Genomic DNA, 17,145 nt, shown 5'->3' with positions numbered 1-17,145 from the left:
TAAAGGAGAGCAGGTTTTTGGGTTGCACGGAGATTCACAGAGGAGTCACGGAGTTGCGCAGAGTTTTGATTTTGGGATTGTATGCGGATTTTTATTTTACCACGGATAAACACGGATGAACACAGTGCATTTTAGATTTTAGAATTCAGATTTGGGGGTGATGTTGATATTAGTGGGATTGGTTGCCTGTTAAAGGAGAGCAGGTTTTTGGGTTGCACGGAGATTCACAGAGGAGTCACGGAGTTGCACAGAGTTTTGATTTGGGGATTGTATGCGGATTTTTATTTTACCACGGATGGACACTGTTTTTCTCTGCGCTCCCTTGTGGCTAAAAATATTTATTGCAGAGGATCGGGATTATGGGGATTAGTTGAAATGTTTGTGTATTTTTTTATAATAAATAATTAAAAACCAGCATTATTATTAGTCTCATGGTATACGATCTTTTATAAATTATATATTTCTCCCAACATATTCTTCCTTAATACCGTAGTTAAAACAGGTGCTTTTTTTCGGCATTGGTATAATTTATTTTCAACGAACCACGATGATTTTATGAAATTCAAAATTCTTTTACCCGCGCTATTCCTGTTTTTTTCTGTTGCACATGCACAAGAAATCAAAATTGATGCAGGGCTTGGTTTAGGGACAACTTTCGACAATGGGGCTTTTGGACCTGGGAAAGTTTTGGCTACAGCTGCTTTGAACTACAGAACCGTTTCCCGATTTGATTTTAGTTTGGATTTTTTGACAACAGGACAATTGAGTTTTTCCGAACGAAAGCCTATAATCACTACAGCTAATTTTGACATGTATAATTCTCGATTGGCTAATTGGACTAATGTTATGTTTTTTACTCGCTATAAATTTGCCATCAAAGATCCTCGACGTTATGCCTTCATAGGTGCTGGACTAGGTCTAAGCCACGTTTCCCAACGGGTAAATACGAATGATACAAGACGTGTTTACAAAAACAATTTTGCTGCAGGCCTTGAGGCTGGCCTTGTAAGAAATAATATCACTTTGGGCTTACGCTTTATTACGCCTGTTGAGGCTCCTACTTTCCAAGAGATCAATGAAGCTGATGGTAGAGAAGTGGTTTATCCTGAGGCGACTTTTATTCCTTTGATGTTTTATGTAAAATATGACATTGTCAGGGTGTGGAAAAGATGAGGCTCTCGCAGATTTCGCGGATTTCACGGATTATTTTACCACAGATAAACACGGATGGACACAGTGCATTTTAGATTTTAGAATTCAGATTTGGGGGTGATGTTGATATTAGTGGGATTGGTTGCCAGCAAGAGGAGAGCAGGTTTTTGGGTTGCACGGAGATTCACAGAGGAGTCACGGAGTTACGCAGAGTTTTGATTTGGGGATTGTACGTGGATTTTTTTTACCACGGATGGACACGGATGAACACAGTGCATTTTAGATTTTAGAATTCAGATTTGGGGGTGATGTTGATATTAGTGGGATTGGTTGCCTGCAAGAGGACAGCAGTTTTTTGGGTTGCACGGAGATTCACAGAGGAGTCACGGAGTTGCGCAGAGTTTTGATTTGGGGATTGTATGCGGATTTTTATTTTACCACGGATAAACACGGATGAACACAGTGCATTTTAGATTTTAGAATTCAGATTTGGGGGTAATGTTGATATTAGTGGGATTGGTTGCCTGTTAAAGGAGAGCAGGTTTTTGGGTTGCACTGAGATTCACAGAGGAGTCACGGAGTTGCGCAGAGTTTTGATTTGAGGGTATACAGATCCTCCCTAGGGGGAGGTTTTTACAGCAAAACTTGTCTTTCTTCTACATATACAGGCTCTTTTGTTCAACCCTTTTCGGGGTTGGTGGGGTGAGGAAGTTGGGCTATTTCCCTAGGTTTCACCTAGGGTTATTAAGAAGTTCAACACCTTTGGGTGTTGTGAGCTTTATTAAGCATTTTATAATTCACAGATTAAAACCTGTGGCAATTGAACTTGATCAATTTTCAGCTCTTTTTTTCTTCATAATTCATAATTCGAAGTTTTACATTCGACATTTAGAGTTTGATTTACCAAGGATGAAGGCAATTATGGAGATTAGTTGATTTAGTTATTAGTTCTTGAGCTCTTGGTACTTTGTAAAACTTGTCCGCCGTGGCGGATTATACTTTGTACATTACTCCTTCTGTTTAATTTTTTCATTTAATCGAAATAATTTGCTAATTTTCGAACTAGTTTGAATTCGAAAAAAACTACGTGTCGTTGATTTTGCTTCTTCGACCGAACCGAGCCACTATGAAAGTTTCAGCTGACCAGCCTTTTGAAATTATTTATTCTCTTTTTAGTCATGAATATCTAGGATTGCTTTTTGAATCCTTTGTGATTCAATTAGACGAAAAAGGGCGATTGTCTCTTGCGCATCAGAATATTTCTCATGTCAATGCGAATGAATTTGCCTCAGGTTTGGATGAGGTGGACTATCAGCTGATCAAGATGATGGACGAAATGCAACAGGATGCCGTCACCAAAAAGCTCAACACCAAAAAGCTTAAGCCTAAAGAGTATCTCCGTAAAATTTACGATGAAAAAACAGGCAATAAGGTTTCTCAAGAAATGATAGAGCTCAAATTGGAAGGTTTGAGATCAAGAATCCTGGAGAAAATGAAGGGTAAGCGACTTTTTGAAATGGCCAATGATGGAAACCCGATTTGGAGGGAGATTTTCATTATGGAGGAGCCTGCTTCTGTACTTTTTCACTTTAGAAGAAATGAAGAAAATACTCACTACTTCCCTACGATCAAATATCAAGGAGAGCGTCTAGAATGGCAGTATCGCAATGCCTATTTGATCTGTAATCAGCCAGCATGGATGGTGGTGGACAATCATCTTTATCATTTTGCCAAGGGCGAAGATGGAAAGAAGCTGATGCCTTTCCTCAACAAGAAATTTATTGTCATCCCTAAAAAGGTGGAGCAGCAGTATTACCAAAAATTTGTCACGCAGTTGGTTGCTTCTTTTGATGTTTATGCCAAAGGGTTTGAAATTAAAGTAGAGCGCAGCCTTCCTTCGGCAGTTTTAAGCTTGAGCGATCTTCCGGGTGCACCAAAAGCGGATTTATTTGGTAACAAAAACGCCGAAGAAGAGGAAGAGAAAATAGTTTTCGACTTGAAGTTTCAGTACGGAAACTATGCTTTCCGATCTGAAGAAAGTGCATCCAACAATGTTGAATTGGAGCAAGAAGGAGACAATTACACTTTCCATAAAGTAATCCGCGATGTGGTGAAAGAAAAGTCTTATGGAGATTATTTGAAAGACTTAGGCCTTCCCGTTAAATCTTCCCGCTTCGCTTTGGAGAAATCAAAAGCCTTTGGCTGGATCAATACCCACAAAGAAAGCTTGGAAGAAATGGGCATCAAAATCCAACAGTCTTCCACCTTCAAGGGAAAACGCTATTTTATCGGACATGCTCAGATCTCTGTGGAGGTCAATGAAAATATTGATTGGTTCGACGTGAATGCCTTGATCAAATTTGGTATTTACAAGATCCCTTTTGCCAAGATCAGGAAGCTTTTGCTTCAAGGAAAATCCGAGTTTGAGCTGCCTAATGGTGAAATTGCAGTTATTCCTGACTCTTGGTTTGTGAATTATTCGGAGATTTTTGCCTTCCTTGAAGACAATGAAAATGTAGAAGAAAAGACCTTGAGGTTGAAAAAGCATCATATTGCTTTGGCACAAGAGCTGCAAAACAGCAACCTCGTGCAGTTGACCATGAGCAGGAAGCTTGAAAAGTTGCGGGATTTCTCTCAGATCGAAGAATATGACTTGCCAGAAACTTTCAAGGGAACACTCAGACCGTATCAAAAGGCTGGTTACAATTGGTTGAGGTTCCTCAACGAATATCGATTTGGTGGTTGCTTGGCAGATGACATGGGTTTGGGTAAAACTGTACAAACCTTGGCACTTTTAGCCCACGAAAAGAAAGTGTCTGAGGGTGCGACTTCCCTGCTTGTGATGCCGACTTCTTTGATTTACAATTGGGAATTGGAGGCTAAGAAATTTACCCCTGGATTAAAGATATTGACCTACACTGGAACTCAGCGAATCAAGGACAACAGTCGATTTGCGAATTATGATTTGGTCTTAACTTCTTACGGGATTATTCGATTGGACTTGGAGTTATTGAAAAACTTCTATTTCAACTATATCATCCTAGATGAATCTCAAGCGATCAAAAATCCAGGAAGTATCATTGCCAAATCAGTGGGCGAGTTGAATTGTAGGCATAAGTTGATCTTGACAGGTACGCCTGTAGAGAATGGCACGATGGATCTATGGTCACAGATGAACTTCATCAATTCAGGACTTTTGGGCAATCAAAACATGTTTAAAAAGCAGTTTTTGCAGCCTATTGAGAAGAAGAATGACATGGATAAAGCCGCAAAGCTCCATGCGATGATCAAGCCTTTTATCATGCGAAGGTTGAAAACGCAGGTAGCTACAGACTTGCCTGAGAAGGTGATCAATGTCAAATACTCTTCCATGACTGAAGATCAGGAAAAGGCTTATGAGGAAGTGAAGAGCTACTATCGGGAGAAGATTGTTTCCGAGCTTTCCACACCGGGAGCAAAAAATCAGCAGTTTACTTTACTTAGAGGTTTGACGCAGTTGAGACAGATTGCCAATCACCCTAAGTTGACGAATAAGGAGTATGAAGGAGATTCGGGTAAGCTTGATGATGTGATTCACATGCTCAAATCCACAGCGAGTGAGGGTCATAAGGTTTTGGTATTTAGTCAATTTGTAAGGCATTTGGCTATCGTGAAGGCTTATCTGGACGAAAATCAGATCAAATATGCTTACCTCGATGGCTCTACGAAAGACCGACAAGCACAAGTCACTTCTTTCCAAGGAGATGATTCTGTCAAGATATTTTTGATTTCCCTGAAAGCGGGAGGTGTCGGTTTGAACTTGACCAAGGCGGAGTATGTCTTCCTTCTCGATCCATGGTGGAATCCTGCTGTGGAGGCACAAGCCATCGATAGGGCACATAGAATCGGGCAAGAAAATAAGGTGATGATTTATAAATTTATCACAAGAAATACGGTAGAAGAAAAAATCATGGCTTTGCAGGAACGTAAGATGGCACTTGCCGGAGAACTGATTAGCACGGAAGAAAGCTTTATGAAGAGCTTGAGCAAGAATGATATTGAGGCCTTGTTGGAGTAATAAGTTGAAAGGTTTGAATGTTTTAAGGTTGGAAAGTTGATTGGGGAACTAGTGGATTAGGGGACTAGTCAATTGAGTAAATAGGTGATTGAGGGGCTAGTTGACTCAACTCACTGATCATTATTCGACCAATAACCTAATTGACTAAATAACTTTTGTGTTTAAGTTGAATGAAAAACCTTAATTGAATGAAAATTTATAAGGCAAACAGGAAGGGGTTGATCAATTATTTATTGATGGGATCTATTTTATTACCAGTAGTGATTTTCTTTTTCGATATGCGTACTTTCACGGAAAGCCCACTTATTCTTTTGCCTTTTTTGAGCCCATCTACGCTGCTATTTTGGATTTATGTTGACACTTTTTACAAAATAGAAAATCACCACTTGATTTATCATTCAGCGTTTTTGAGAGGAAAAATAGAGATTCTTACCATAAAAGAAATCAGAAAGGGAGAAACTATGTGGAGCGGAGTAAAACCTGCGCTGGCAAGTAAAGGTCTGATCATCAAGTATAATAAATATGATGATGTTTATTTAGCTCCAGAAAATAATGATGAAATGATTGCGGACTTATTGGAGATAAATCCAGAAATCAAATTGACAGTAAAACATTAAAAGGAATAAAAACAGATGCTTTTTAATTCGATAGACTTCGTAATATTTTTACCGATAGTATTTGCCCTGTATTGGTTTGTGATCAATAAGAATTTGAAACTTCAAAATTTATTGATTGTAATCGCGAGCTTAGTATTTTATGGTTGGTGGGACTGGCGTTTTCTTTTTTTGATCATCTTCAGTACGATTGTTGATTATACCATTGGACGCCTTCTTTTTATTGAGAAAAATCAAATCAAGCGTAAAACCTTACTTTGGACAAGTATTTTAGTGAATATTGGCTTTCTTGGTTTCTTCAAATATCACAATTTTTTTATAGACAATTTTGTGACTGCATTTACCTTTTTTGGATCAGAGATAAAAGCCAGCTCATTAAATATAATCTTACCTGTGGGAATTAGTTTCTATACTTTCCAGACATTGAGCTATACGATAGACGTTTATAAAAGAAACTTAGAGCCTACCAAAGATCTAATCGCATTTTCTGCTTTTGTAAGTTTCTTCCCTCAATTAGTAGCTGGGCCGATCGAGAGAGCGACAAATTTATTGCCTCAATTTTATAAAAAGCGTGAATTTGATTATTCAAAAGCTGTGGATGGAATGCGTCAAATCCTTTGGGGGCTATTCAAGAAAATAGTAATTGCTGACAACTGTGCGGAATTTGCAAACTTAATTTTTAACAATTCAAGTGATTTCTCAGGGAGCACCTTAGTTGTCGGGGCCATATTTTTCACATTTCAGATTTATGGTGATTTCTCAGGCTATTCAGATATAGCTATTGGAACTTCCCGCTTATTTGGCTTCAACTTAAAACAAAACTTTGCTTTCCCTTATTTCTCACGGGATATCGCTGAATTTTGGCGACGTTGGCACATTTCTTTGTCCACATGGTTCAAAGATTACCTTTACATCCCTTTGGGAGGAAGTCTTGGTGGTACTTGGTTGAAGGTGAGAAATACATTCATTATTTTTATTGTTAGTGGCTTTTGGCATGGAGCAAATTGGACATTTGTGGTGTGGGGAGCTTTGAATGCCTTGTATTTCCTACCGCTTCTGCTTACTAAAAACAACCGGAATAATCTTGATGTAGTCGCAAAAGGGAAATTCTTTCCGAGTTTAAAAGAGTCTGCTCTTATGTCGCTTACTTTTGGTCTCACGGTACTGTCATGGATTTTTTTTAGAGCCAATTCTATTGATCATGCCTTCAGTTATATTGGATCAATTTTTTCTTCTTCGTTATTTACTTTACCGGAGTTCTCTGGAGTTGGACGTGCATTTAGACTGTTTATTGTAATCCTTATTTTTATGCTTATTGAATGGGGTGGTCGTGAAAATCAATTTGCAATTCAACAGCTAGGTTTAAAATGGAGCCGGCCTCTAAGACGTGGAATGTATTTCATATTTATCATTTTGATATTTTGGTTTGGGCAAAATGAACAGCAGTTTATTTACTTTCAATTTTAAACTATGAAGAAGTTTTTACTAAATACTAGCATTTTCGTCATTCCATTCATCTTGTTATATTCATTCAATGTGTATTACTATGATCAAAGAGATGAAGATGGTGACCTAGCGCGAATGGGATATTTTTATTCGAATCCTTCTCCGAAAAGTCTCATCAACAGCCAATACAACCTATCTAAGCAATACAGGCTATTGTCAGAAACCAATTTGACCTCAAAAGAATCCTTTGATGTGATTACTATAGGGGATTCTTTTTCAGAGCAAGATGATTTTGGTTATAAAAATTTCTTAGCAAACAAAGGCCTATCGGTTCTGCACATTGATAGATTTATCTCTGGAAGCAATCCTTTACAGTCTTTAGTAGGATTAATGAACTCTGGTTTGTTCGATATTATACATCCAAAGTATATCGTTTTACAATCTATAGAAAGGGACATCAACGATAGAACAAAAAACATTGATTTTGAGGATAGCATTGACTTGAAACAACTATCGCGTAAAGTAAAGAATCACAAAAGTGAAGCTCCCAATTATAATTTACAGTTTTTTTCAGACGCAACGCTAAAAATGCCTCTGAACAATTTACAATACTTGTTTGCTGACAAACCGTTTTTCTCCAATACCTACAAAGTCAGCACAAATAGCGAAAATCTATTTACCAATAATCCAGACAATTTGCTGTTCTATAAAAGAGATCTTCAGAAATTAAATGCAAAAAATGATTCCTTGAGAACTCTAAATAGTATCAAAGTACTGGATAAATTGAGTAATTTATTAGCTCAAATAGATATTGAATTGATTGTGATCATTAGTCCTGATAAGTATGATTTATATTATCCATACATAGAAGATCAATCGAGATTTACACCACCTGTCTTTTTCTCGATTTATGAGGATGCTGAGAAAAGTTACAAAAATGTGGATACCTATCGCTTGCTGTCTAGCAGGTTGGGAGTAGAAAAAGATATTTATTATTATGATGACACCCATTGGTCTCCTGTAGGTGCAAATATTATAGCAGATGAAATTTACGATTTGATGATCCGCAATGAAGGCAGCAAGTGAATAGATGGCTGATATTTATGTGGATAAAATCGTCGACTGTCGACAGCCATCTACACCATGGCGCATAAGCGATCTCAGCTGACTGAAATGAACTTCATACAATATGATCAATGGCTACTGGTGTAGAAGCGGTTGTACCGATTAAATTATTTGAACTTTAAGTCACAAACCTATTTTATTATGGATAAAGCAATTTTAATCATTCAATGCAAGGATCAGAAAGGGATTGTCTCGGCTGTGTCAGCATTTTTATACGCTTATCAAGGCAATATTCTTGAAATAGATCAGCATGTAGATCAAGAATTGGGGATGTTTTTTATGCGGGCTTCCTGGGAATTGGATAGCTTTGGTTTGGCAAAAGATGAAATTGAAACCGTCTTCCAAGCCCAAGTAGGCGCAAATTTTGGCATGGAGTATCAATTGTATTTCAATGACAGAAAGCCTAAAATGGCACTTTTTGTATCTAAACAGTCCCATTGTCTTTTTGATATCTTGAGTCGTTATTATTCAGGACAGTTTGATGTAGAGATTCCTTTAGTTATCTCAAACCACAAGGATCTAAAACGAGTGGTTGAAGCATTCAGACTTCCTTTTCATTATATCCCGATGAACAAGGAAAACAAGAAGGCTACAGAGCAAGAGCAGATTGAGCTTTTGGAAAGTCATCAAGTTGATTTTGTGGTATTGGCTAGGTATATGCAGATTCTGAGTGGGGAGTTTATCAGAAAATTCCCGAATAAGATTATCAATATCCATCATTCCTTTCTTCCAGCTTTTGTTGGAGCGAAGCCTTATCATGCAGCGTATGAAAGAGGAGTGAAAATAATTGGTGCTACTGCGCATTATGTCACCGAAGAACTCGATGCAGGTCCCATTATCGAACAAGATGTTGCGCGTGTTCGTCATCATAACACCGTATCTGATTTGGTTCAGATGGGTCAGGATATCGAGAAAGTGGTTTTATCCAAAGCAATCAAATATCACTTAGAAAACAAGGTCTATGCGGTAGGGAATAAAACAGTGATCTTCTATTAATGGAACTCAGATGACTCGGATGAGAGGAGTTTTCTAATTAACCTTTCAAATCATGGTTTATTCCCCATGCTATGTGAATCTTTATTTTTTAATCACTATTTGACCATTAACTTAATTAACTAAAATTGTGATCCGCCACGGCGGACAAATTTTACAAAGAACCATGTACGAAGTACAAAGAGAGGGCAATAGATCTAGTTCCTAATCAACCCAATAACTTAATCAACTATTCTCCTATTTCAACAATCGCCTTCCCAATGACCTTTCTGTCAAGCATGTCCTGAAGGGCTTGTGGGGCGTCTTGCAATGGGTAAGTTTGATGAATGTGTTGGGAGATTTGGCCTTTTTGAATCATGCTGACTAGTTCCAGGATATTTTGCTGATTTTTTTGTGGTTCTTCGGAAGAAAACCTCCCCCAAAATACACCCATCACCGAGCAACCTTTGAGTAAAGTTAAGTTAAATGGCAGTTTTGGGATTTCGCCTGCTGCAAATCCAACTACAAGATATCTCCCTTTCCATGCCATGCCCCGAAGTGCAGGCTCGGCATATTTCCCTCCTACCACATCCAAAATCACATCGACTCCTTTGTCCTCAGTCAGTTCCTTGATTCGCTCTTTGAGGTTCTCTGTTTCATAATTGATCACTTGCTCAGCTCCATGTAGTTTGCAGATTTCCAATTTTTTGGTAGTTGAAGCGGCGGCGATGACTTTAGCTCCCATGACTTTCCCCAAAGCTACAGCAGCCAACCCAACGCCTCCCGATGCACCAAGAACGAGCAAAGTCTCTCCGGGTTTGATTTCTGCCCGATCTTTCAAGGCATGATAGGCAGTGCCGAAAGTATAGAGCGTAGATGCTGCAGTGATAAAATCCATTTGTGGTGGAATGGGAAAAACACGATCAGCTTGGACTTTTACTTTTTCTGCAAAACCTCCCCAGCCACAGAGTGCCAAAACCCTTTGTCCTACTTTGAGGTTTTTGACTTCGGGACTGACTTGCTCTACAATTCCCGATATTTCTCCACCGGGGGAAAAAGGGAGTTCTGGCTTGAACTGATATTTATCCTGTATGATCAGCACATCGGGGAAGTTGACCGCGCAGGCGGCCACTTGAATCAGCACCTCTCCTTTGCCCAAAACTGGCTCGGGAATGTCCGTATAAATCAGGGTATCAGGTAATCCGTGTTGTTGGCAAAGTATAGCTCGCATAGATAAAAGTTTTCTCTAAAATAGGCAATTGATGATATAAAACGTAATTTTGCCCACGCAAATCGCTTTCAAAAGCCTTGAACTTTGCATGATTTTAAATTCATAATATTTCCATATATCGGTTGAATTCAATCAGATGTGGAAAATAATCCAAACCCAAGTATGTCAGTAAAAAAATATATTCAGGACAATCAGGAAAAATTTCTTAATGAACTTTTAGATCTACTTAGAATTCCATCGGTCAGTGCAGACCCCAAATTCAAGGGAGATGTTTTTGCAGCAGCGGAATTTGTAAGAGAGAGCTTAGAGAAAGCAGGTGCTGACCAAGTAGAACTTTGTCAGACAGCAGGCTATCCGATCGTCTATGGAGAAAAGATAATTGATCCATCGCTTCCAACGGTATTGGTATATGGTCACTATGATGTGCAGCCTGCGGATCCTTATGAATTGTGGGATTCGCCGCCATTTGAGCCAGTAATCAAAAAAACAGCTAGACATCCCGAGGGCGCTATTTTTGCTCGTGGTTCGGCAGATGACAAGGGGCAGTTTTACATGCATGTAAAAGCATTCGAAGCCATGATGGCCAACAATGACCTGCCTTGCAACATCAAATTTATGATAGAGGGCGAAGAGGAAGTTGGTTCTGAGCATCTGGATATTTTTGTCAAAGAAAATAAAGAAAAATTGAAAGCAGATGTGGTATTGGTTTCTGATACACATATGATTTCCTTGGAGAACCCTTCGGTGACCGTAGGTCTTCGTGGTTTATCTTACATGCAAGTGGAGGTGACTGGTCCAAATAGAGATTTGCACTCAGGAACGTATGGAGGAGCAGTTGCCAATCCAATCAATATCCTTTGTAAGATGATCGCATCTCTTCAGGATGAAAATAATCACATTACTATTCCGGGCTTTTATGATAAAGTGGAGGAATATTCAGCTGCTTACAGACAAGCGTTGAATGATGCTCCATTTGATTTGGAAGCTTACAAAAAAGAATTGGACATCAATGATGTGCATGGAGAAGCAGGATATTCCACGATTGAGAGAGTTGGAATTCGACCAACTTTGGATGTGAATGGAATTTGGGGAGGCTACACAGGAGAAGGTGCCAAAACAGTTCTTCCTTCCAAGGCTTATGCAAAGATTTCCATGCGTTTGGTACCCAACCAAGATCATAAGGAAATCTCAAAACTATTTGAAGCACATTTCAAATCCATTGCTCCAGATTCTGTAAAAGTGAAAGTTACCCCGCATCATGGAGGTCAAGCAGCGGTTGTATCCACAGACACTCCAGGTTACAGAGCGGCAGATTTGGCCATTCAGGAAGCTTTTGGTAAAAAAGCGATCCCGACCCGAGAGGGAGGTTCTATTCCAATTTGTTCTCTCTTCCAACAAGAACTTGGCTTAGATCCAATTTTGCTTGGTTTTGGATTGGATACGGATGCATTGCATTCTCCAAACGAGCATTATGGAGTGAAAAACTACTACATGGGAATAGAAACTATCGCTTTGTTCTTCAAATATTTCAAAGAGCAAGCGGGTAAATAAATTGCCTTTAGAAAAACTCCAAACTGCATATTTCGCTGAGTTTGGAGTTTTTCTTTTGTCTATTCCTAATCGAACATTTATCACTGAACTTTCTTGGTTCAATTATCCTTTTAAAAATCAGTTTAGCATCCAAACACATACCATGTCAAGACTAATTAAATCTTCACTGATTCTTTCTCTTTTTTTACTCCTTACAAGCACTGCTATAGCGCAAATGATTGCTCCACCGAGGTGGACGATTCAGTTGTCCGAGAAGGAACCCCAAGTTGGTGATGAAGTAAAGTTGATCTTCAAAGCACAGATTCCGAGAGATTGGTACATCTATTCCAATGATTTTGATCCAGACTTGGGTCCTATGTTGACTGAGTTGGAGCTTGATGAAAAAAATTCAAGTGGTTTTAGCTTAGTTGGTAAACTGAAAGCGATCAATCCCAAGAAGAAATTCGATGAAGTTTGGGAAGGTGATGTGACCTATTTTGAAGGATCAGGCAGCTTTGAGCAAACCATAAAGATTACTGCGGAAAACATCACAATAGATGGGTTTTTGGGGTATCAAATGTGTACGGATGTGACAGGTCAGTGTGTGCCATTTGAGGAGGATTTTGTGATCAAGGCAAAAGCGATTGCTGTGGTAAGTCCTGCTGTAGTAGATGTAACAGCTGATTCTACAGAGGCGGAAGTTGAAGAAAATATTGTAGCAGATTCTGTTGAGCAGGAAGTGGTTGTTCCAAACCAATCAGCATCAGAAGAAAGAACTTATATTGATTTAGAGGCACATGGTGAGCAAGAAAGTTTGATTGGTTTTATGATTTTGGCATTTTTAGCAGGGTTAGCAGCTTTGTTGACGCCTTGTGTATTTCCGATGATCCCGATGACCGTTACTTTCTTCACGGGAAGGTCTAAATCAAGGGCTTCAGGAATAAGAAATGCTTTTGTTTATGGATTCTCCATTATCGCCATTTATACGATTGCCGGTACGGCGGTTGCTGCCATTCAAGGACCTGAGTTCGCCAATTGGTTATCCACCCATTGGGTTCCCAATGTCTTTTTCTTCTTGGTTTTCATCTTTTTTGCATTTGCCTTTTTGGGTTTGTTTGAGTTGACCCTTCCTAGCAGTTTTGTTAATAAAATGGATGAAAAAGCCGATAAAGGCGGGATGACAGGAATATTCTTCATGGCATTCACATTGGTTTTGGTATCATTTTCATGTACAGGACCGATTGTAGGATCTATTTTGATTAGTTCTGCTGGTGGCGCATTGTTGAAACCAATCTTGGGCATGTTTGCCTTTTCATTGGCTTTTGCCATTCCATTTACGCTTTTTGCTGTTTTCCCACATTGGCTAAACTCACTTCCAAAATCAGGTGGATGGTTGAATTCTGTGAAGGTAGTTTTGGGTTTCCTAGAATTGGCTTTGGCATTCAAATTCCTATCTGTTGCCGATCAGGTATATCATTGGGGCTTGTTGGATAGGGATATTTACATTGCCATTTGGGTTGTTATTTTTGCTTTGTTAGGCTTTTATCTCTTGGGAAAAATCCGAACCAAGCACGATTCACCGATGGAAACTATCGGAGTGCCAAGGTTGATGTTAGCGATTTCTACATTTGTGTTTGTGGTATATTTGATCCCTGGACTTTGGGGAGCGCCATTGAAAGCACTGAGCGGTTACCTTCCTCCTATGGCAACACATGATTTCAATATCATGGAAAATAGAGGTTCAGGCATCTCAGAAGCAAATCAACTCGATGAAGTCCCGAAATATGCAGATCTCTTACATTTTCCTCCGGGAGTTCAAGGCTACTTTGATTATGACCAAGCATTGGCGGTAGCTAAGCGAACAGGAAAACCCTTGTTTATAGACTTTACGGGTCATGGATGTGTGAATTGTAGAGAAATGGAAGCTCGAGTTTGGTCTGATCCTCAGGTGATGCAGCGATTGAATGAGGATTTTGTCTTGGTGGCTTTGTATATCGATGAAAGATTTGAATTACCCGAATCAGATTGGTATGTATCCGAGTACGATGGCAAAGAGAAGAAAACCATTGGGAAGCAGAATGCAGACTTTCAGATTACCAGATTTAATAATAATGCACAGCCTTATTATGTGATTTTGGATCATCAGGAAGAATTGCTTATCCGCCCAAAAGGCTATGACACAAGCATCCCTAATTTCATCGATTTCCTAGACACTGCGAAGGAAGAGTTTACAAGAAGGTAGGAGGAATTATTTAACCACAGATAAACACAAAAGACACGGTTTTTGGATTTTCTTTATGAATGGCGCACCAACTAGGCGTAGTTTGTAACTACGCCTTCATATATTTTTGACAGAATCAAAAAGTATTTAACCACAGATAAACACAAAAGACTCGGTTTTTTTGAATTGTTTTTATGCGTGCAGAATTTCCTCTGATCATCTTTGGTAAAATTTTATTAACCGCAGAGGAACGCAGAGAATAATTGTGTTCATCTGTGTTTATCCGTGGTAAAAAAATTTCCGATAGTTTAATCTTCTGGGATCAGGACTTTGTTAATTCCGTGGAGGACACCATTTTGGCCATGAATATTCAGGAAATCCGAAATAAGGCCAGATTCATTGATTTGGAGTTGTGCTAAATTTACGGTGAGTGTTTGTCCGCTGATTAGCGTTGGTAATGTGGCGCCTTCCCTTAAGTCTTGGGAGAAAAGTCTTTGAGGGGATAAGTTGTATTGCAAGATTCGGCTTAAGGTTTCTGCAGGGATGTCATCAAGTCCAGATACTCCAAGTTTGACGAAAAGCGCTTCAAAGGCCTCATCAGTTGGGGCGAAAAGCGTCACATTATCTTCAAAACCTCGATTCAAACTTGCTGTCAATCCCGATTTTTCCAAGGCAGCATACAAATGCATGAATTGTGGTGATTGAGCTGTTGTAAATTCCAAAATCAATTCAGACAGGGGTTTTGTTGGGGAAAAGATGATATAATCAATGACGTGTACAAGTCCATTATCAGCACCAATGTTGGTGGAAGTTACTCGTGTATTTCCATTGATCCATATGGCTCCATTTGGTGCTATACTGATGAAAATGGGGTCTTCTGTAGCAGAAATATAGGCTCCTGATTCTAGCCCCGCGGCAGGAATTATTCCTCCCAAGAGGTGAGTTTTAAGGATGTCTCCCAAGTTTGGCAAAGCTAAAAGTTCAGCAGAAGTCAAATCATTGTCATTGAGAAATCTTGTAAAAGCGGTATTGTTTGGAGCTAAAAGTGTGAAAGGTCCTTCGTTTGCTAATTCTTCATCAAGATCTGCTTGGAATATGGCATTGAGTAAACTAGAGAAGCCATTGTTTTCTATCACATCTAATATGGAATTGGATGGTGGAAAAAGAACTTTGTCAATTTCGTGAATCATCCCATTTCTTGCCTCGATGTTTCTGGTGATAACTCTTACAGAATCATTTAAAACAATATTTCCTCCTGTTCTGCTAATATTGAGGACTATATTTTCCAAAAATGTCTCGACATCTCCTGTTGGAATTTGGTTGGAGAGGATTCTTCCGGGGATAACATGGTAAACAAGTAGCGCAGCTAGGTTGTCTCTTGGTATATTTTGAATAGAAGAGGCTCCCAAAAAGCGTAAAGTCTCTAGAAAGGCTTCATCATTAGGAGCAAAAATGGTGAAAGGCCCTTGATCAGAAAGGGCTTGTCTCAAGCCTGCATGATCGATTGCTTGTACAAACAAAGATAAATTTTCTCTTTCAGCTGCTGTTTCGATCAGTAGTTGTTCATTGCTTGGAGGAAGATCATGTACATCGTTGCAAGCTATGAACGCAACTGGAAAAATCAATATCAGAAATATATTTTTGAAAAAGGAAGCGGGTTGGAATTTCATCATGACTCAAATAAACGAACTTTTGAACTTGCTGCAGTATTTATACCAAAGTTACCAAGTAATAGTTTTCAATTAGAACTTATTGAGCATAAAAAAAGGGTTGCCATCGACAACCCTTTCTGAGAACTTATTTTTAATAAATTATTCTGGTAATAATACACTGTCAATTACGTGTATCACACCATTTGTTGCATGTACATTAAGAAGGTTTGTAACTAGACCAGATTCATTGATTTGCAGGTTAGCCAAATCAACAGTCAAGTTTGAGCCTGCTAAAAGTGTAGGAAGCGATGCACCTTCAGTTAAATCTTGAGAAAATGCCCTTGTCTCTGGCACCACATGATACCTAAGCACATTTGTTAACAATCCAATTTCAATATCATCGATACCATTAACATCTGGACCTAGTGCGTCATACAGCGCTTCAAAAGCAGCGTCAGTTGGTGCGAATACAGTAAAATTGTCATCGATTCCACCCATGAATGCGTCTACCAGGTCAGCTCTAACCAAGGCAGCAACTAATTGCGTAAATTGTGGTTCATCAGAATTTGCAAAACCAGTAGCTATTTCAGCAATGTTTTGCGTTGGGGCTACTATTACTTTGTCCAACACATGAATGATACCGTTCGAAGCTGCGATATCTGTTTGTGTAATCTCAGCGGATCCATTAATCCATATTCTTTGATCTGGATCAACACTTACATAAAAAGGAGAACCTTCAACCGTATTTACTCTGCCGGCAGCTACATCGCTTGACCCTACAGAACCACTAACTACATGGTAAGTAAGAATATCAGCGAGGTCAGGATTTGCCAATAATTGATCAGCAGTTAAGCCATTAGCGTCTAGGAAACTTCCAAAAGCCTCGTTTGTAGGAGCGAATACCGTGAATGGACCTGGGCTTGATAAAGTAGCAACTAAATCTGCTCTATCCACTGCGGCTACTAGTGTAGAGAAGTTAGCATTTCCAGAGGCAACGTCTACAATAGTGTTTGTTTCGATCATTGGGGTATCATCGTCATCATTACAAGCGACAAGACCAAATCCCAATGCAATTGCAACCGCAGTAATCTTGAGATTCCAATTGAATAAACTGTTCTTTTTCATAATTTTTGTTGGTTTAGTTA

11 protein-coding genes are annotated in these 17,145 nt (G+C 39.1%); 8 read left to right on the top strand and 3 right to left on the bottom strand.

The annotated features are described in order from the left end of the window. Positions 1–555 precede the first annotated feature (555 nt). The 6 genes from IEV57_RS00980 to purU all read left to right on the top strand — a co-directional run bounded on the left by IEV57_RS00980 (position 556) and on the right by purU (position 9,390). Positions 556–1,173, top strand: coding sequence for a hypothetical protein (locus IEV57_RS00980; protein WP_188438703.1), 618 nt, complete (start codon positions 556–558; stop codon positions 1,171–1,173). Positions 1,174–2,278: 1,105 nt separating this feature from the next. Further along, positions 2,279–5,209, top strand: a complete 2,931-nt coding sequence (locus IEV57_RS00975; protein ID WP_188438701.1) for a DEAD/DEAH box helicase — start codon at positions 2,279–2,281, stop codon at positions 5,207–5,209. A gap of 188 nt (positions 5,210–5,397) precedes the next feature. Further along, entirely contained in the window at positions 5,398–5,826 is a 429-nt protein-coding gene (locus IEV57_RS00970) for a PH domain-containing protein (protein WP_188438699.1), read from the top strand. A gap of 15 nt (positions 5,827–5,841) precedes the next feature. Next, on the top strand, positions 5,842–7,290 hold the full coding sequence (locus IEV57_RS00965) for an MBOAT family O-acyltransferase (protein ID WP_188438697.1): 1,449 nt from the start codon (positions 5,842–5,844) through the stop codon (positions 7,288–7,290). 3 nt (positions 7,291–7,293) lie between these two features. Beyond that, positions 7,294–8,355, top strand: coding sequence for an alginate O-acetyltransferase AlgX-related protein (locus tag IEV57_RS00960; protein ID WP_188438695.1), 1,062 nt, complete (start codon positions 7,294–7,296; stop codon positions 8,353–8,355). Positions 8,356–8,535: 180 nt separating this feature from the next. Then, on the top strand, positions 8,536–9,390 hold the full coding sequence (gene purU, locus IEV57_RS00955) for a formyltetrahydrofolate deformylase (protein ID WP_188438694.1): 855 nt from the start codon (positions 8,536–8,538) through the stop codon (positions 9,388–9,390). A 226-nt stretch (positions 9,391–9,616) separates the two neighbouring features. On the opposite strand, the gene IEV57_RS00950 is transcribed toward purU, so the two are convergent. Then, complete coding sequence (locus IEV57_RS00950; RefSeq protein ID WP_188438692.1) at positions 9,617–10,597, bottom strand: NADPH:quinone oxidoreductase family protein; 981 nt, start codon at positions 10,595–10,597, stop codon at positions 9,617–9,619. 162 nt (positions 10,598–10,759) lie between these two features. Here IEV57_RS00950 and IEV57_RS00945 point away from each other — a divergent pair, with 162 nt between their 5' ends. Next, positions 10,760–12,148 carry a dipeptidase gene (locus IEV57_RS00945; RefSeq protein WP_188438690.1) on the top strand — a complete coding sequence of 463 codons (1,389 nt, stop codon included), beginning with the start codon at positions 10,760–10,762 and terminating at the stop codon, positions 12,146–12,148. Between the two features lie 142 nt (positions 12,149–12,290). Further along, positions 12,291–14,369, top strand: a complete 2,079-nt coding sequence (locus tag IEV57_RS00940) for a protein-disulfide reductase DsbD family protein (RefSeq protein ID WP_188438688.1) — start codon at positions 12,291–12,293, stop codon at positions 14,367–14,369. A 287-nt stretch (positions 14,370–14,656) separates the two neighbouring features. On the opposite strand, the gene IEV57_RS00935 is transcribed toward IEV57_RS00940, so the two are convergent. Both IEV57_RS00935 and IEV57_RS00930 read right to left on the bottom strand, forming a co-directional pair. After that, a complete protein-coding gene (locus tag IEV57_RS00935) occupies positions 14,657–16,021 on the bottom strand; it encodes a fasciclin domain-containing protein (RefSeq protein WP_188438686.1) in 1,365 nt (454 codons plus the stop codon). Between the two features lie 138 nt (positions 16,022–16,159). Then, positions 16,160–17,125 carry a fasciclin domain-containing protein gene (locus IEV57_RS00930; protein WP_188438684.1) on the bottom strand — a complete coding sequence of 322 codons (966 nt, stop codon included), beginning with the start codon at positions 17,123–17,125 and terminating at the stop codon, positions 16,160–16,162. Positions 17,126–17,145 lie beyond the last annotated feature (20 nt).

It is taken from the genome of Belliella aquatica (genome assembly GCF_014637795.1).
Lineage (GTDB): Bacteria > Bacteroidota > Bacteroidia > Cytophagales > Cyclobacteriaceae > Belliella > Belliella aquatica.
The sequence above is the reverse complement of the archived record's forward strand: the minus strand, read 5'-3'. Positions and strand labels throughout refer to the sequence as shown.